The sequence below is a fragment of the Pseudoalteromonas luteoviolacea S2607 genome, assembly GCF_001625575.1.
GTDB lineage: Bacteria > Pseudomonadota > Gammaproteobacteria > Enterobacterales > Alteromonadaceae > Pseudoalteromonas > Pseudoalteromonas luteoviolacea_E.
Genome location: NZ_AUXV01000005.1, coordinates 58,129 through 75,755 on the forward strand (window position 1 = coordinate 58,129; position 17,627 = coordinate 75,755).

Below are 17,627 nucleotides of genomic sequence, written 5' to 3' on the forward strand. Positions count from 1 at the left end.
AATGACTATGACTGATCAAATCAAAACTTCCCAAAAGGGGTTGATTGCGTATTTTGCGCATAATCCTGTTGCCGCAAACCTGATGATGGTATTTATTCTCATTATGGGGATTGTCAGTTACATGACCATTCAAAGGCAGATGTTTCCGAGTATTGAGCTGAATTTTGTCAGTATTAATGCAAATTACCCGGGGGCGTCTCCACAGGAAATTGAAGAGAGCATTCTGATCAAAATTGAAGAAGCACTCAAAGATGTGACTGAAATTGACAAAGGTGTTTATCGAGCTCGTCGCGGCAGCGGCAGTGTGCAGCTTGAGATAGACACGGATGCTGAGTTAAGTGACGTGGTTGATAAAGTCCGCACCCGTGTTGATGGGATTGCCACATTTCCAGCCGCGATGGAGCCTGTCCGTGTTCAGCAAGTAGAGTTTCGCCAAGACGTTATTCAGATGGCACTTGCCGCAGACATACCGCTCGCAGAGTTAAAGCCTTTGGCCAAAGAAATTGAAGACGACTTATTGCAGTTGGGCAATGTATCTTTAGTCGAGCGCAGCACGCCAGCTTACGAGATTGCAATTGAAATTGATCCCGATACATTGCGCCGTTACGGTCTTACTATCAATGATGTGAGTAACTCGATTCGCCGCTATTCAGCAAACATGTCTGCAGGTCAAATTCGCACTGATGCTGGCATCATTTCTGTACGTGTTGAAAACCAGAAATACCGCGGCAATGAGTTCAAACGCATTCCTGTCAAAGTCGGTGATAATGGCGCGAAGGTGTATTTGCAAGACGTTGCTGTGATCAAAGATGAATTTGTTGAAGGTGAATTCTATTTCAAACAAAACGGCATTAACGCAGCTTTTCTCTCGGTTAAAGCGACCAAAGAACAAAACATGGTACCTGTGGCTAAGACAGTACATGCGTATATCGAAGAAAAGAATAAAACGCTGCCAGCTGGCGTTTCATTGTCACCGATTGTAGATATGACCTACTACCTAGATGCGCGTCTAGAAATGATGAAAAAGAATATGCTGCAAGGTGCCCTGTTGGTTGCCATTATGTTGTCTATATTCTTACGTTTTAAGCTGGCGCTATGGGTAATGATTGGTCTGCCAGTTTGTTTCTTGGGCGCGATAATGCTGATGCCCGCGTTTGGTATCAGTATTAATATCGTCTCATTATTTGCATTTATTATGGTACTGGGCATAGTGGTCGACGATGCCATTGTCATTGGGGAAGCCTCCTATACCGAAATTGAGCGCAGCGGCCCAAGTGTCGATAGTGTTGTTAGGGGTGCTAAACGTGTTGCCACGCCAGCCACCTTTGGTGTATTGACCACTATGGCAGTGTTTGCACCTATGGTGATGTCCAGCGGCCCGCAAGGTGCCTTCTTTAAATCAATATCCATCGTTGTCATCTTGTGTTTGGTGTTTAGTTTAATTGAATCCAAGTGGATTTTGCCTGCGCACTTAGCACACACTAAATTTAAACCAATGCGTGAGGGCAGCTGGCGTGCAAGATTCAACAAGCGCTTTTTTGAATTTGTAAATGGCCCATATCGTAATACTGTTCAAAAGTGCGTGGAGTGGCGCTGGGCTGTTTTCTCTGGCTTTATTGCTATATTCCTAATTAGCATGTCGTTGATTACCTCTAGCCAAGTTCGGTTTATTCCGCTGCCTAAGGTACCGCATGATTATCCGATGGTGAAGATTTTGCTCAATGACAATGTATCGGATGAGCAGACGCTAGCTGCGGTGACCCAGGTTGAGAAAATGATGCTGGATGTGGACAGAGAAATAGAGCAAGCACATGGGCAAAAAATGCTGAAGGACATTCTTGTCTGGAATGAAGGCCGAACTGAAGGGTCTGTGCTTGCCGTGCTAGTCGATGAAGATTTGCGCCCATTTGATGCGTTTGAATTATCTCGAAGATGGCGTGAAAATATGCCGACTATCGCAGGCGTTAAATCTCTTCTCGTAATTGATGATGTCAACGATCAGGGCAATGGAGAGGGCGAATTTGGTTACCTATTATATGGTCCTGATATCGATACGTTGAATGCTGCGGGTAGACAGTTTATCTCTATGCTACAGCAGGAAAAAGGGCTGTTTGATATCAGTTCGACTATTGATCCGCCAAGTAAAGAAGTTCAGCTGTCATTAAAGCCAGTTGCCTATGAGCTAGGGCTAACACTGTCAGATATTGCGAACCAAATTGGCGATAGTTTCTATGGTGGTGAAGCGCAACGCGTGATCCGCGATGGTGAAGAAATCCGTGTTATGGTGCGCTATCCAGAACTTGATCGCGAAGCCGTTGCATCTTTGAAATATGCATTGGTGAAAACGCCGATGGGACGTGAAGTTGTGCTGGGTGATGTGGTTGAATTTACTGAAAAGCCGGGTGTAAGTTACATTCGTCGTGAAGGCGGTTATCGCACGGTATATATTTATGGCAGCATTGACGAACAGGCCATTGAACCATCTGCTGTTGTAGAAAATATTAAAGACAACCTTCTACCTCAGTTGTATGAGCAGTATCCTGGTGTTAAATCAGAATTAGGTGGTTCTGTAGAAGAGACTCAAGCACAAGCTGATGAGCAAGTTATGTTCTTCGTGGCGGGTATGCTGATTGTATATATTCTATTGGCCGTACCGCTTAAGAGTTATTCTCAGCCATTGATTATTATGTCGGTGATTCCATTTAGCTTAATTGGCGCCGTTTGGGGGCACTGGTTAAATGGGCTTGATATGAGCATGATGTCGACGTTTGGTCTAATTGCCGCTGCGGGGGTCGTCATCAACGACTCATTAGTGATGACAGATTATGTGAACCAAGTGCGCAAGGAAGGGGTGAGATTGAAAGATGCAGTGATTGAAGCTGGGTGTGCTCGATTTAGAGCGATCACATTAACGTCAATCACGACATTTGCCGGTGTTACACCGATTATTTTTGAAACAAGTTTGCAGGCGAAATTTGTAATACCTATGGCGATTTCCTTGGGCTTTGCGGTGCTGTTTGCAACCTTGATTACATTGATATTGGTGCCTTGTTTGTACATTATTCTAGTCGATGTGAAAAGCGCCTTCAGCAAGTTAAAGCAGAAGTTTAAGGGCTCCTACAAGGGGGCAGCTAAAGTCAGTGATTACTAAATAATCATTGTCTTTAACCTTTTAAAAACCCAGCACTGATGCTGGGTTTTTTGTTTTCTGGACTAATTAAGAGATCAGTGAAGTGTTGTTTTGTGCCTAAGTTAATTAATTTGCTATGTGATGTTATAAAGTATTGTCTATTAAAAGCGTCTGATAATATGACAGACATTAATCTATGCACTTGTGCTATTGCGCGGCATGACTTCGCGATTGCAGTCTTTTTATTTGAACATACTCAGTGTAAAAACCCACAGCTGTGTCAAGTTCTTGGCTGTGATAGACTGGATACATAATAAGAAATCAGGAACAGATACATGACCAAAGCGCTTACCCCGCCGGTGGCAAAAAAAGTACCTCACAATATGGAAATTCACGGGCATCAAAGGACAGACAACTATTACTGGATGCGTGATGATAAGCGTCAAAATGAAGAAGTTCTGAGTCATTTAAAAGCGGAAAATAGCTATTGTGAGGCTGTGATGAAGCCTTATTCAGCATTGCAGGACACGCTTTTTACAGAGATGAAAGGACGAATCGTTAAAGATGATTCATCTGTACCGGTGAAAGACGGGCGTTACTGGTATACCAATGAGGTAAGCGGCGAAGAGGAGTATGGACGTCATTATCGCGGTTTAAATGAAGCGATGGACAGCAAAGAGCTGTTGCTTGATGTCAATGAGTTAGCTAAAGATCACGAGTTTTATGACCTTGCTGAGCTCATGGTTAGCCCTGATGATCAGTTGCTAGCATATTGTGAAGATACTGATGGACGTCGTATTTATACCACTCGATTTAAGGATATTGCCAACAATACATTGTTGGAGGATGTGCTTATCGAAACAGAAGGTCAAATTGTGTGGGGCAATGACAATAAGTCTGTTTTTTATGTCAAAAAGGATCTTCAGACCCTACTTGGCTTTCAGGTTTATCGACACATACTTGGCACGCCTCAAAGCGACGATGTACTCGTTTATGAAGAGCTTGACCGACAGTTCTACATGGGGCTGGGCAAGAGCCGCGACGAAAGCCAAATTTTTATCTACCTATCTTCAACTGAAACCAGCGACATTCTTTTCTTGGATGCGAATAACCCATGTGGCGAGTTCAAGCCTCTACTTACGCGTCAAGAAGGGCATGAGTATGGCCTAGAAAAATTTGGCGACTATTACTACTTGCTCACGAATAGTGATGCGAAGAACTTTCGTATGGTCCGAGCAACTGCTGAAGACATCAATGACCCTACTAAGTGGGAAGAAGTGATTGCCCATCGAGAGCAGGTGCTCCTTGAAGGTTTAGAGTTGTTTGACAGCCACTTTGTGATCACAGAACGTGAGCGAGGACAAATCAGATTTGTCATTCATGACTATCAAGGTTCAAGTTATCAGTTAGGATTTGAAGACGAGTGTTATTATGCTGGTGTTGCTTATAACCCGGAGCCAAGTGCTACAAGGGTACGCATTTCCTATTCAAGCTTAACAACACCAAGCAGTGTTTACGATTGTGATTTGGCCACCGGTCAAAAAACGCTGAAGAAACAAGTACAGGTACTCGGTGATTTTAGCCCAGCGGATTATGCGTCAGAGCGATTGCATATTACAGCCCGTGATGGCAAAAAGGTACCTGTGTCGATAGTGTATAAAAAATCATTATTCAACAAAGATGGAACCAATCCATTACTACAGTATGGCTATGGTGCATATGGATATACCATTGACCCCATATTCTCAAGCTCAATCCTGAGCTTGTTAGACAGGGGATTTGTATATGTGATTGCGCATATTCGAGGGTCAGAAATGCTGGGGCGTCAATGGTATGAGCACGGCAAAAAAGCGTACAAAGAAAACAGTTTTAACGACTTTGTTGATGTCACTCGCGCGCTGGTAAAGCAGCAATATGGCGCTTCAGACAAGATTTTTGCCTCTGGTGGCAGTGCCGGTGGCCTATTGATGGGGGCTGTTATGAATCAAGCCCCTGAGCTGTATCAAGGCATTGGGTGCCATGTTCCATTTTTGGATGTGCTGACGACGATGCTAGACGAGACAATACCGCTTACGACGAATGAATACGACGAGTGGGGTAACCCCAATGATAAGCAGTATTACGATGTGATTTTATCTTACTCTCCTTATGACAACCTGACAGCGAAGAGCTATCCTAATACTCTGGTTACTACGGGATTACATGATTCTCAAGTACAGTATTGGGAACCAATGAAGTGGGTAGCTAAACTGAGAGAGTTAAAAACAGATAACAACCTGTTAGTATTTAAAACGGATATGGACTCGGGTCATGGTGGCGCGTCAGGTAGATTCAAAAGCTTACATGAAAAAGCGCTTGAAATGGCCTTTTTCATTTCTTTGCTTCCTGAGCGACAGGCTGACTAATCAATGACTGCGGTGCTTTTTTGCACCGCAGCAAAAGTATTAGAGAGGGTGGCATGTTTACGGTACACGGCCAATGGCAAATCGATATCACTCCCCCCAATGTTTTTGTTAATTTAGTCGGGGCTTTTAATTGCGAAGGAATGAAAGCGCTAGAACGAGAAGCGCGCCGCAAGTGGCTCGATTATGAACGAGGGCAGATCTATTGCGCAGTCATTAATTTGAGTGAATTTGAGATGACGACAATGGATAGCATTGACGCACTTAAGGACTACTTTTCCGATATGGAGCAGCGCGGGTATCGACGCATTGATTATATCGGTATTGACGCCCTGTCTAGAAAAATTATCAGCGAATTGTGGTCGCAGAGCGACATCAAAGTTCAGCTATATCTTGATGTCGCTAGTTATCTTAGTCAGCATCCAAATCACCGTGGTGCTGCTAAATGGTTAAGTGATTAGCCTAGATATGCTTTAAGCATCCATACCAGCTTTTCTTGCTCAGTAATATAGTCACTCATCAGTGATGCTGTCCCTTCGTCTTCTGCATCCGACGCTTGTGCCAAAATACGACGCTGGGTCTTGATAAGTTGTGTAAACCCATCTAGCAGGATGGCAACTGCCTCCGGCCCATTTTGCACGCCTTTTGCCTCGCTGATCTCACTAATGGCTAGGTAGTCACTAAATGCGTGAAGCGGTGTACCTTCAATAGTGAGTATACGTTCTGCTAACTCATCTACTTTTAGCAGTAATTGGTTGTAAATCTCTTCAAACTTAACGTGTAACTCGAAAAACTCTCTACCTTTGATATTCCAGTGAAAGCTGCGGGCATTCATATATTGAATTTGGTAGCTACTTAATAAAGTATTTAATGACTCTACCAATTGCTGACTTTTTTGTGCGTCTAATCCAATGCTATTACTCATATCTTTTTCCACCCTAGGTTAAGTTTACGGCGCGTGCCGTAGAAGTTGTGTATGTGCGTTGAGAGGCTGTGCTCGTACTAACGCTATGACACCTAGTTTGGCTTAAGTTCAGTTACTTGGCCAACGAGGAAAAGCGATTGGCATCATCGAAAAAGGCGTTTGTACAAGCTTAAAGTTTGCCAGTTTGTCTTGCTATTCTTTACTTGCTTGATCCATCGCAATGAGTCGTGAGAGGGGATTATTTGTACATATTACGCTTGATTCAGGTCAATTTTTATACTTCTTGTGGGGCCATAATGAGATGGCAAAACGTCCTATTCGTTGTTAACCATTACCTACTAGGGCGTTAGGTTAATCAAGGAGAGCACTATGAAAGGTAAAACAAAGTCACAGCATAGAGGCGAACTTACCGTAGTTGTCATTGCGTTAGTTGCTTTTGTCGTTGGTTTAGTGGGCCATCTCGCAGGCGCAAGTTACGCTAACTCAGACTCATTTGGCTACTTAGCAGCGCCAGTGCCACTTATAATGGGCATCATCGCTTTGGTGGCATATAAAGTGGCACAAAAAGCAGATAAATGAGTTATTCATCGCGGTGCAAAATTTCAATGATGTAATCCATCACACCGCGCGAGTAAATTAATGTGGTGTGGCTGAGATGAAATACTTTGTGTTCAGCCATGCCTTTTAGTTTCGTTTCATCTAATAAAACCGTACCATCGGAGCGACTGCCCTTTTGCAATAGTGGCATCAAGCCTATTGGAAGATCGCCTGCAATGCTATAAAGACGTGCACTAAAAGGCCAAGTGTTAGTTTCACTTAACAGGTATTCAACGCTGTTTTTTAACAACCTATCAAACCCCTTGTCATGCATATGTTTGGCAATCGCACTGCCTTTGTGAGGTGTGCCTAAAGTAATAACTTTTTTGACGTGTTGGCTCTGCTCTGAGGCGTTCGTTAAGTAATCTCTGGCGACCAATCCACCCATTGAGTGGCATACCAAAGCGGTCGGTTGCGTACCGACAAACTCGTCTATCTTTCGAAATATAGCCTGTTTATCTGGGTCGAGTGTGTTGTAAGTCAAGTTGAGAATATCGCAGCCGGTTTTTTCCAAGCGCTTGCAAAGCGGTTGCATCACAAAACCTGACATATACAAACCGTGTAATACAACAATCCGCGTTACTCTCATTGCTTCCCCTACTTTAAACGTTGCGGCGTAATTTGCACGCTATGTTCTGCATTGCTTAGCCATATTTCGCCATCTTGAATGGTTGCTGTCAAATCCATCGAGCGAGCGAAAAGTTCGGTCATCTGTGATGTGGCACTAAAAGGTAAGCTGAAAACAGTCAAATTATTGTACTGATTTACCGCAGACTGATTTTTCTTCCACCAGATCTCTTGGGTGTTTTCGCCATAAGTATACAGCACCACCTGCTTCGCTTTTACCGCTGCTTTTTTAAGTCGTTTTTCATCCGGTAAGCCGATGTCGATCCAAAGTTCGATATCGTCTGTGAGATTTTTTTGCCAGGCCGCAGGCTCGTCGTCTACACACAGACCCTTGGTAAACGACAGCTCTTCATTATATTGCAGAATATAAGCCAGTAGACGGACCATTAAACGCTGTTCATTTTCTGATGGGTGCTGTGCGATCGTTAACGACTTGTCGGTATAAACGTGCCTGTCCATGTCGCTGATATTTAAATGTGCTTTTAAGATTGTCGATTTTAGTGCCATGATAGTGCGCAGAGAGTTTTTAAAGCATCAGTATATCAAGATTTATCTATCTGGTGCGTTTTACGTTAAAATAGCCACAGATTTTAGTTTTGGAGAGATTTTTTATGGCCATCCAATGGTTTCCTGGGCATATGAACAAAGCGCGTAATGAGATCAAAGAGATCATGCCGCAGATGGATGTCATTATTGAAGTGCTTGATGCACGTATCCCATACAGCAGTGAAAACCCAATGGTAACGCAGCTGCGCGGTGACAAGCCGGTCATCAAAATCTTGAATAAAGCAGATCTTGCCGACCCAGATATGACCAAAGCTTGGATGGAATATTTTGAGCAAGAAGACGGCGTAAAAACGCTTGCCTTCGGCCATGACAAAGCGGCAGAAGTACACCGTATTAATACGTTGTGTAAAAAGCTTGCGCCACACAAAGTAGGTCAAGATAAACAGCTCAAAGCTATGATTATGGGGATCCCCAATGTTGGCAAGTCGACGTTAATTAATATTTTAGCGGGCCGCATTGTGGCGAAAACGGGTAATGAGCCTGCGGTCACCAAAGCACAGCAGCGCATCCGCTTAGATGATGGCATTATGTTGTACGATACGCCAGGCATGCTTTGGCCAAAGGTAGAAAACGAAAACTCTGGTTATCGATTGGCTGCAACAGGCGCCATTCGTGACACGGCCATTAATTATGAAGAAGTGGCGAGCTATACCGCAGAGTATTTATTAAAAGCTTATCCGGAGTTATTGCAAAGTCGCTACAAAATTGACGAGCTACCAGAGTGTGACTGGACCTTTATTGAAATGGCGGGTCGTAAGCGCGGGTGTATTCGCGGTGGTAACCAAGTAGACACGCATAAAATGTCTGAGATCCTCATCAATGAATTACGTGATGCTATCCTTGGGCGTGTGACCATGGAAACGCCACAAATGCGTGAAGATGAAGAGCAAATGGTGGCAGAAATTCGCGCTGCAGCAGAAGCAAAAAAAGCAGCTCGTGAAGAAGAAAAGCGTCAGCGTCGCGCTCGCGCCAGAAAAAATCGCCGATAAACTAAGCTGCTTCAGCGAGCACTGAGCGATTCCTGCCAGTGCTTTTTGCTTTGTATAATGCCGCGTCAGCACGTTTGAGCAGCCCATCTTCTGATTCATCAATATGATACTGGGCAATGCCAATGCTGGCTGTTACGGTAACCTCACATTGGCTTTGCGCTAAAGTCTCGTGAATGTGATTTGCAATTTCATGCCCTTTGCTCAAAGTCGTTTTAGGCAATAAGATAACAAACTCCTCACCACCCCAACGACAGGTAAAACCTTGTGTACCGACTGCGGTTTTACAAATCTGTGCCACATGTGCGAGCACTTTGTCACCCACGAGGTGTCCATGACGGTCGTTGACTTGTTTAAAGTGATCAACATCTAACATCAGCATTACCAAAGGAGTAAATTGGTTGCGCGCTTTATGAAGCTGTGCCTGTAGTAAAGGTTCAAATGCTTGGCGATTATAAGTACTTGTAAGCTTGTCGTATGTTGCCATTTTTTCTAAGCGTTTTTGGTAGTGATTAAACGTGAGTTGGGCGCTAAACAGGATCACGGTGGTAATTATCACCCCCATGAGTAAGTTGATGTACAGGGTGTCGGAAAACGAATTATCTTGAGTGAGTGTTTGTTCAACGACTAAATACCAGCCAAATTGCGCTAAATAGCGAGAGTTGATAAAAACGGTCTGTTCATCTTGTTCTAGACGCAGCTTATAGTTTTTTTGAGTTAAGAGCTTAGTACTGTGGTGGCCAAACTTATCAGCAATGGTATCGTCAGTGAAGGTTGAATCAGCGTAAAAGAGCAGGCGGCCTTTATGATCAATGAAGTAAACTTTTCGATTATATATGTGCTGATATTTGTCGATAAGACGCTTCAAATGATCAAGCTTCACGCCAACACCTGTGATGCCTAAGATCTGCCCCTGAAGTTGTATTTTATGGTTCACAAAAACAATAGCTTGATGGTCATCCCTCGGGTCTAGATCAACATTGAGTGTATATGCATGTGTATTGTCTAAAGCTTCTTGATACCAGTTATCTTGCTGAGCGCTTGTGTCGAGCTGTGTCACTTGGCCATCGTAACGATAATAGGTGTTATCATCATCGGTGACTAAAAAGCTGGTTACGGCATCATAATCGCTGCGAGTTTGTCTCAGGTATTCAAAAAGCACTTGTTTATTTTCGCCCTTTTCTTTGAGCCAAGCATGTAAAAACGTATTGTTTGCCATTTGTGACGAAATAATAATGGGGGCTTGCAGTTGTTTTTGTAGATCGGTGTGAATCAAGTGGCTAGTGAGTGGTAGCGCGTCATTTTCAATGCCCTGAAATAACGACTGTTTAGCAATGATCAAGCTAAACCAACTCGTAAATATGAATCCAGCGAGTAGCAGTATCGTCAAAATCAAATTATATCGATAGCGTGTTTTGGTCATCATTGCAGGCTAGTAATCAAAGAGACGCAACTCTAACAAGGGGACAAATACGAAACCATTACACTCGGTTACAGGTACAAATAACTGGCAATAAAAAAGGCCCTGTTAGGGCCTTTTAGGTTCATATCTACCGTCACCGATATGAGCAATGTAGCAAGTAAAATAGTAAGTCGGTTGTTAGTGAATCACGTTAAGGGGCGTTAAGGATCTTCACTGACAACCTAAAGCTGTTTACGTGCGCAACACGTGTTTCGGGGTCGAGAAACAAATTTGAGTACGTCAACAAAGTGAGTGCAATTCCGCTTTGTTGAGATTGATTATCAATTAGATTAAGGTGACTGTCAATACTTATTTGAAAATAATTCTCATTAACATTGGTTGTTTGATTTATGTCGATGAGGGCAGAACATGGATTAAAATTACTCGCGCTTTACCACTTAGTTTAAGCACCGGTAATAAAAAAGCCCGCATAAGCGGGCTTTTCATGATCATATCTACCGTCACCGATATGAGCAATGTAGCAAGTAAAATAGTAAGTGGGTTGAGTATGCCTTACTTTAAGGGGCGTTAGAGCAAAGCACCTGCAACCTTGCATTTTACGTGTGCACCACGTGTTTCAGGGTCTTGAAACAATTTAGCGTACTTAACAAAACAAGCCGTCAAACTCACTTTGTTGAGATTGATTATCAATTGTATTTTGATCTATGTCAATATTTTTTTGAAAATAATTCTCATTTGTAATTAGTTTAATTAAATAAGGCTGGCAGCGTAAGTAAGATCATCTACAGGAGCATAAACGTCGTCAGTTAAAATGCGTATGAGAGTCGTGATGGCTGTGTGGATTAACGAGGTTTTAAAATAGAAAAGCCCGCGGGTCAAGCGGGCTTTTAGTGTTCATATCTACCGTCACTGATATGAGCAATGTAGCAAGTAAAATAGTCGGTAATTACATGTTATTTTAGGGGCGTAAAATAACCTGCTTTAACCTAGCGTGTAACGTTCGCTCAACGTGTTTCAGGGTCGAGAAACAAAATTAGAGTACTTCAACAAAATAAACCGTCACTTACTTTGTTGAGATTGATTATCAATAACATTTGCTTTGGTGTCAATATGTTTTTGAAAATAATTCTCATTTAATTTTTAATGCTACGCAGTTTATTGTTGTCGGTGACAAAGCCCAAAATAAATTCGTAACTCACCCGCATCTTTGTTTGTCATCCAATAGCCGTAAACTTTATTTCGCATTTAATTCGGCGTATAACAGTTACATAAAAATAACAAAAGAGGTGGTTTAATGCTCAGTACATTGGGGTTAGTCGTCGCACTGGCCGGGCTTATTTGGCTCACTTTACGCGGTATGAGTTTGTTTATCTCTGCGCCATTGTGTGCGCTTATAGTTGCTTTGAGCAGTGGATTTACACTATTCAATGACGTATCTGGGCAAGACTTTGTCTCTTTGTATATGTCAGGCTTTAGTGGTTTTATTCAAGCGTGGTTTTTTATGTTTTTGTTGGGCTCCTTGTTTGGCAAGTTTATGGAAGATACCGGCGCTGCAGATGCGATTGCACGTTATATCACCGACAAAATAGGTATGAAGCATGCTGTTTTTGCGATTGTGTTGGCGTGTGCTTTGCTGACTTATGGCGGAGTCAGCGTCTTTATTGTGGCATTTTCTGTTTACCCAATGGCGTTAAGTTTATTTAAAGACGCGAATTTACCTCGACGTTTTATTCCTGCGGTACTGGCATTTGGATCAGTGACATTTACGATGACATCTGCGGGGTCACCAGAGATCCAAAACTGGATACCAATTAAATACTTGGGCACATCGCCTTACGCAGCGTGGCAAGAGAGTTTAATTGTGGCTTTATTTATGGCAATCCTTGGGTACTTTTTACTGGTAAAAATGATTCAAAAAGCGGTGCGTAACGGTGAGCACTTTATGGCGAGAGACGGAGATCCAATCGAAGATAAGCGCCGTTTGCCTCACCCCGTAACAGGATTGATCCCCCTTGTTGTCGTGCTCTTGTTATCGTTTTTCTTACACGAGCAATTACAGCAAAGCGCCCTGATTGTCGCGCTGTTAGGTGGTGTGCTTGCTATCTTTGTGGTCAACTTCAGACATTTTAAGAATTTATCGCAAGCGATTAATTTAGGTACTACTGGGGCTTTGGTTGCCATTGGCAATACGGCTGCGGTAGTGGGATTTGGTGCCGTTGCCAAAGGCACTCCCGCTTTTCAAGAAGCCGTCGCCTTAATGACTTCGATCCCAGGTAATGAACTATTAGGCGCGGCGATTGCTGTGAGTGTGATTGCGGCTTTAACAGGGTCAGCATCGGGAGGCCAAGCAATTGCTTTACCTCTCGTTGCGCCACATTATTTAGACCTTGGCGTGGATGCCAATCAATTACATCGGGTAGTCGCTATCAGCTCTGGGGCACTTGATACATTACCGCACAATGGCTACGTGGTAACGACGGTGAGAGCAATATGCGGAGAAAAACATCAAGATGCATATTGGCCATTGGCTGTTTTAACTGTGTGTGTACCACTGTTAGGTGTGGCGGTTATCCTCGGGTTATTTATCTGGTTATAACCAGTTTTCAAACTTAAGTGCCGATTTGATGTCATATAAAGTTCTGTGAACTGAACTATCTTTGAAAGCAGAAAGATCGGTTACAAAGCAAATAAATAAAAAGGAGAGTGTTATGCGTTGCCATGAAATTGATTACGAAATCATTGGCGAATCTATGCAAATGGTAGAAGTTGAACTGGACCCAAATGAAACCGTGATAGCAGAAGCGGGTGCTATGAATTACATGCAAGACGGTATTAGTTTCGAAGCTAAAATGGGCGATGGTGCAGACGTTGACCAAGGATTTATGAGCAAGCTATTTAGTGCAGGCAAACGTTTGATCAGTGGTGAGTCACTGTTTATGACGCACTTTACCAATCAGGGAAGTGGTAAGAAGCGAGTGGCTTTTGCCGCACCTTTTCCTGGCTCAATTTTAGCGCTTGATATGTCTACGCTAGGTGAATCTGTGTATCTACAAAAAGATTCATTCTTGTGCGCGGCACTTGGTACAAAAGTCGATATTGCATTTCAGCGCAAACTGGGGGCGGGGTTCTTTGGTGGAGAAGGGTTTATCTTAGAGCATCTTCAAGGTGATGGTATGGCATTTGCGCACGCTGGCGGGACGATTGTAGAAAAACAGCTTAATGGCGAGACGCTCAAAGTCGACACCGGTTGTGTTGTTGGTTTCAGCGAAGGCATTGAATTTGATATCGAGCGTGTTAAAGGCCTTAAGAGTATGTTCTTTGGTGGTGAAGGGTTATTTTTGGCAACTTTACGTGGCCACGGCACCGTTTGGATCCAGAGCTTACCTTTCTCTAGACTAGCGGATAGAGTGCTTGAATGTGCGCCTAAGCAAGGCGGCAGCCGACAAGGCGAAGGCTCGGTACTTGGTCAAGTCGGTGACATCATTGACGGCGATTAGGCCTTTATATGGCTTATTTTGCTCAGTTCAACAATGCAATACGGCAATGAATGCGTTTTAATTGCAAATTGCCTGCATTTTAATCGACTTCAAGGATGATGTTCGCCCAAAGAGGTGATATACTCCCGCCGAATAATTTTTCTACTTTAAATAGAGTAAAACAATGGCAGATTTATCGAAATACAGAAACATTGGTATTTTCGCGCACGTTGATGCGGGTAAAACTACCACCACTGAGCGTATTCTAAAGCTTACTGGTAAAATTCACAAAACTGGTGAGGTACACGACGGTGAGTCAACTACTGACTTCATGGAACAGGAAGCAGAGCGTGGTATTACTATCCAGTCAGCAGCTGTTACTTGTGAGTGGAAAGGCCACCGTTTAAACGTTATCGATACTCCTGGACACGTTGACTTCACAGTTGAAGTTTACCGTTCACTTAAAGTACTAGACGGCGGTATCGGTGTATTCTGTGGTTCTGGTGGTGTTGAGCCACAGTCAGAAACTAACTGGCGTTATGCGAACGAATCAGAAGTTGCACGTTGTATCTTCGTAAACAAACTAGACCGTATGGGTGCAGACTTCTACCGCGTAGTAGGTCAAGTAGAAAAAGTACTTGGCGCTAACCCACTAGTTATGACTCTTCCTATCGGTATCGAAGATCAGTTCACAGGTGTTGTTGACGTACTAGAAAAGAAAGCATACATCTGGGACGAGACTGGCCTTCCAGAAAACTACGAAATCACTGACGTTCCAGCTGACATGGTTGAGAAAGTTGAAGAGTACCATGAGATGCTAGTTGAGTCTGCTGTTGAGCAAGACGACGACCTAATGGAAGCATACATGGAAGGTGAAACTCCTTCACTAGAGCAAATCAAAGCTTGTATCCGTAAAGGTACACGTGACCTTGCTTTCTTCCCAACTTTCTGTGGTTCTGCATTCAAGAACAAAGGTATGCAGCTAGTACTAGACGCAGTTGTTGATTACCTACCGTCTCCAACAGAAGTTGATCCTCAGCCTCTAACTGATCCTGAAACTGGTGAGCCTACTGGTGACGTTGCGACAGTTGACGCTGATGAGCCACTTAAAGCGCTTGCGTTCAAAATCATGGACGACCGTTTCGGTGCACTTACGTTCATCCGTATCTACGCTGGTCGCATGAAGAAGGGTGACACAATCCTTAACTCTGCAACTGGTAAAACTGAGCGTATCGGCCGTATGGTTGAGATGCAAGCAGACGAGCGTAACGAACTTACTGAAGCACAAGCTGGTGACATCATCGCAGTTGTAGGTATGAAGAACGTTCAAACTGGTCACACTCTATGTGATCCTAAGCACGAATGTACTCTAGAAGCGATGATCTTCCCTGATCCGGTAATCTCTATCGCTGTTGCACCTAAAGATAAAGGTGGTAACGAGAAGATGGGTATCGCTATCGGTAAGATGGTTGCAGAAGATCCGTCATTCCAGGTTGAGACTGACGAAGATTCAGGTGAAACTATCCTTAAAGGTATGGGTGAGCTTCACCTAGACATCAAGGTAGACATCCTTAAGCGTACTTACGGCGTTGAGCTAGTTGTTGGTCAGCCTCAGGTTGCTTACCGTGAAACTATCACGCAAGAAGTTGAAGACAGCTACACGCACAAGAAGCAGTCTGGTGGTTCTGGTCAGTTCGGTAAGATCGACTACCGTATCAAGCCTGGTGAAGTTGGTTCTGGTTTCACGTTCTCATCTTCAGTTGTTGGTGGTAACGTACCTAAAGAATTCTGGCCTGCAGTTGAGAAAGGCTTTGCGTCAATGATGGAAGAAGGTGTTCTAGCTGGCTTCCCTGTACTAGACGTTGAAGTTGAGCTATTCGACGGTGGTTTCCACGCAGTTGACTCATCAGCAATCGCATTCGAAATCGCTGCAAAAGGCGCTTTCCGTCAGTCTATCCCTAAAGCGGGTGCACAACTTCTTGAGCCTATCATGAAAGTTGACGTATTCACGCCAGATGACAACGTAGGTGACGTAATCGGTGACCTTAACCGTCGTCGTGGTATGATCAAAGACCAAGAAGCTGGCGCAATGGGCGTTCGTATCAAGGGTGAAGTACCTCTATCTGAAATGTTCGGATACATTGGTCACCTACGTACTATCACGTCTGGTCGTGGTCAGTTCTCAATGGAATTCGCTCACTATGCACCATGTCCGCAAAACGTTGCTGACGCGGTAATCGCAGCTGAGAAAGAAAAGAAAGCTGCTAAGTAATTTGTTACTTAAGCTGACTTTTTAAAAAACCGCCGAAAGGCGGTTTTTTTGTCTTAAAAATGATTATTGCATATTCTGATGATTAATTTGTACGCACTAATTACCTCACTAAATTCTAACTTATAATCTCTCTTTGTAATTTATATAGTTAAAAAGTTTGTTTTATATAATGAATATTAGTATTAAAGGCTGGTGTTTGTGGTTTTATGTTTTTGAACTAAGCAAATTATAACTTAATATTTTATACATTTTATAACTTCATGAATTAATTAACTTTGTTTTAATAATTGAAATTATCAAAGGGCTTAAAAAAAGTGTTTTTGATAAAAAGTTAATTTTTGTTTTTACAATTCTTTACTTAATTGTTTAATTTAAAAGAACTTTTAATTTTGTTTCCAACTTTATGCAGGAATTCATAAAAATAAATGGAATCTTTATATTTGAAGTATTATTGAATAAAAATAGACTTTCATGCTTGATTTAGGGACAGCGCGAATTTATCATACTCAACTCTTAGTATTACATTGATGAATTGAGTAAAATTTGGAGGTACTCATGAAAACAATCAATTTGCAAATAAATTGGCATGTATATTCTGTTCAAATACTACTAACAGCTTTACTTTATATACTGTTTTCAAGTTTTGGGATTTCACACGTCGCCTTTTTAATCCTTGGCGCAAGTACACTTTTTATAGTGGCCTCACTGCTGCCGATCCAATTGAAAAAAAGATATGTACATATCGATAAAGTGGGCTTTAGTTACAAGTACCTATCAAAAATACACTACTTGCACAGTGATGAAATAGCCGCGCTAAAAGTGGTTAAGATACTTGGGTCTAACACAGTTGCAGTTGAGCTGAAATCGAAAAAACAAGTCTGGTTTCTATTTTGGACAGTTGATGTCGATGAACTACAAAAAGCTGCCAAACTATTTGATTGTGAATTATTGGGTGAATTACCTTCACAAGTGAACGTCTAAAAAAGCGCCTTTAAGGCGCTTTTTTCTTACTCTGCTTAAAAGCCTTCTGATAGCGCTCTACGTGCACCCAATAAGGTTGTGTGTTTCGATGGTTAGAGCTGCAAGCTCATAACGGGTATTGGCTTCATGTTGTTGTCTATACATTTATTTAGACAAAGTGAGGGTGGTGATAATAGAGAAAGTCAAAGGGACGTTACAGCAACGGAGCAATGTGAAACCGAGTGCTTATACATAAAAAATA

13 protein-coding genes are annotated in these 17,627 nt (G+C 42.7%); 9 read left to right on the forward strand and 4 right to left on the reverse strand.

The annotated features are described in order from the left end of the window. Positions 1–7 precede the first annotated feature (7 nt). The 3 genes from N480_RS04940 (at position 8) to N480_RS24935 (ending at position 5,993) form a co-directional block, all read left to right on the forward strand. Entirely contained in the window at positions 8–3,151 is a 3,144-nt protein-coding gene (locus N480_RS04940) for an efflux RND transporter permease subunit (RefSeq protein WP_063371435.1), read from the forward strand. Positions 3,152–3,465: 314 nt separating this feature from the next. Then, entirely contained in the window at positions 3,466–5,535 is a 2,070-nt protein-coding gene (locus N480_RS04945; RefSeq protein ID WP_063371436.1) for a S9 family peptidase, read from the forward strand. A 53-nt stretch (positions 5,536–5,588) separates the two neighbouring features. Continuing rightward, entirely contained in the window at positions 5,589–5,993 is a 405-nt protein-coding gene (locus N480_RS24935) for a hypothetical protein (protein WP_081225502.1), read from the forward strand. Here the strand turns inward: N480_RS24935 and N480_RS04955 are convergent. Next, positions 5,990–6,457: a Dps family protein gene (locus N480_RS04955; RefSeq protein ID WP_063371437.1), complete on the reverse strand. Its 468-nt coding sequence runs from the start codon at positions 6,455–6,457 to the stop codon at positions 5,990–5,992. The genes N480_RS24935 and N480_RS04955 overlap by 4 nt on opposite strands. Before the next feature lie 369 nt (positions 6,458–6,826). Between N480_RS04955 and N480_RS04960 the strand changes: the two genes are divergently transcribed. Further along, positions 6,827–7,036 (forward strand): hypothetical protein, encoded by a 210-nt coding sequence (locus N480_RS04960; protein ID WP_063371438.1) that lies wholly within the window; start codon positions 6,827–6,829, stop codon positions 7,034–7,036. Position 7,037: 1 nt separating this feature from the next. On the opposite strand, the gene N480_RS04965 is transcribed toward N480_RS04960, so the two are convergent. Next, positions 7,038–7,643, reverse strand: coding sequence for an alpha/beta hydrolase (locus N480_RS04965; RefSeq protein ID WP_063371439.1), 606 nt, complete (start codon positions 7,641–7,643; stop codon positions 7,038–7,040). 8 nt (positions 7,644–7,651) lie between these two features. After that, a complete protein-coding gene (locus N480_RS04970) occupies positions 7,652–8,188 on the reverse strand; it encodes a YaeQ family protein (RefSeq protein ID WP_063371440.1) in 537 nt (178 codons plus the stop codon). Positions 8,189–8,292: 104 nt separating this feature from the next. Between N480_RS04970 and ylqF the strand changes: the two genes are divergently transcribed. Continuing rightward, positions 8,293–9,237: a ribosome biogenesis GTPase YlqF gene (gene ylqF / locus N480_RS04975; protein ID WP_063371441.1), complete on the forward strand. Its 945-nt coding sequence runs from the start codon at positions 8,293–8,295 to the stop codon at positions 9,235–9,237. Between the two features lies 1 nt (position 9,238). Here the strand turns inward: ylqF and N480_RS04980 are convergent, their stop codons facing one another. Continuing rightward, positions 9,239–10,660, reverse strand: coding sequence for a sensor domain-containing diguanylate cyclase (locus N480_RS04980; RefSeq protein ID WP_231102227.1), 1,422 nt, complete (start codon positions 10,658–10,660; stop codon positions 9,239–9,241). 1,291 nt (positions 10,661–11,951) lie between these two features. Here N480_RS04980 and N480_RS04985 point away from each other — a divergent pair. The 4 genes from N480_RS04985 (at position 11,952) to N480_RS05000 (ending at position 17,386) form a co-directional block, all read left to right on the forward strand. Then, on the forward strand, positions 11,952–13,253 hold the full coding sequence (locus N480_RS04985; RefSeq protein ID WP_063371442.1) for a GntP family permease: 1,302 nt from the start codon (positions 11,952–11,954) through the stop codon (positions 13,251–13,253). Between the two features lie 112 nt (positions 13,254–13,365). After that, positions 13,366–14,154, forward strand: coding sequence for a TIGR00266 family protein (locus N480_RS04990; RefSeq protein WP_063371443.1), 789 nt, complete (start codon positions 13,366–13,368; stop codon positions 14,152–14,154). Between the two features lie 163 nt (positions 14,155–14,317). Beyond that, on the forward strand, positions 14,318–16,405 hold the full coding sequence (fusA, locus tag N480_RS04995) for an elongation factor G (RefSeq protein WP_063371444.1): 2,088 nt from the start codon (positions 14,318–14,320) through the stop codon (positions 16,403–16,405). Positions 16,406–16,960: 555 nt separating this feature from the next. Next, entirely contained in the window at positions 16,961–17,386 is a 426-nt protein-coding gene (locus N480_RS05000; RefSeq protein ID WP_063371445.1) for a hypothetical protein, read from the forward strand. Positions 17,387–17,627: the final 241 nt, after the last annotated feature.

What these genes read in the sequence shown, in the direction of transcription:
- ylqF (WP_063371441.1), top strand. Translation starts at nt 8,293, where the DNA reads ATGGCCATCCAATGGTTTCCTGGGCATATGAACAAAGCGCGTAATGAG.
- fusA (WP_063371444.1), top strand. Translation starts at nt 14,318, where the DNA reads ATGGCAGATTTATCGAAATACAGAAACATTGGTATTTTCGCGCACGTT.
- N480_RS04955 (WP_063371437.1), bottom strand. Translation starts at nt 6,457, where the DNA reads ATGAGTAATAGCATTGGATTAGACGCACAAAAAAGTCAGCAATTGGTA.
- N480_RS04970 (WP_063371440.1), bottom strand. Translation starts at nt 8,188, where the DNA reads ATGGCACTAAAATCGACAATCTTAAAAGCACATTTAAATATCAGCGAC.
- N480_RS04940 (WP_063371435.1), top strand. Translation starts at nt 8, where the DNA reads ATGACTGATCAAATCAAAACTTCCCAAAAGGGGTTGATTGCGTATTTT.
- N480_RS04960 (WP_063371438.1), top strand. Translation starts at nt 6,827, where the DNA reads ATGAAAGGTAAAACAAAGTCACAGCATAGAGGCGAACTTACCGTAGTT.
- N480_RS04990 (WP_063371443.1), top strand. Translation starts at nt 13,366, where the DNA reads ATGCGTTGCCATGAAATTGATTACGAAATCATTGGCGAATCTATGCAA.
- N480_RS04965 (WP_063371439.1), bottom strand. Translation starts at nt 7,643, where the DNA reads ATGAGAGTAACGCGGATTGTTGTATTACACGGTTTGTATATGTCAGGT.
- N480_RS24935 (WP_081225502.1), top strand. Translation starts at nt 5,589, where the DNA reads ATGTTTACGGTACACGGCCAATGGCAAATCGATATCACTCCCCCCAAT.
- N480_RS04980 (WP_231102227.1), bottom strand. Translation starts at nt 10,660, where the DNA reads ATGATGACCAAAACACGCTATCGATATAATTTGATTTTGACGATACTG.
- N480_RS04945 (WP_063371436.1), top strand. Translation starts at nt 3,466, where the DNA reads ATGACCAAAGCGCTTACCCCGCCGGTGGCAAAAAAAGTACCTCACAAT.
- N480_RS05000 (WP_063371445.1), top strand. Translation starts at nt 16,961, where the DNA reads ATGAAAACAATCAATTTGCAAATAAATTGGCATGTATATTCTGTTCAA.
- N480_RS04985 (WP_063371442.1), top strand. Translation starts at nt 11,952, where the DNA reads ATGCTCAGTACATTGGGGTTAGTCGTCGCACTGGCCGGGCTTATTTGG.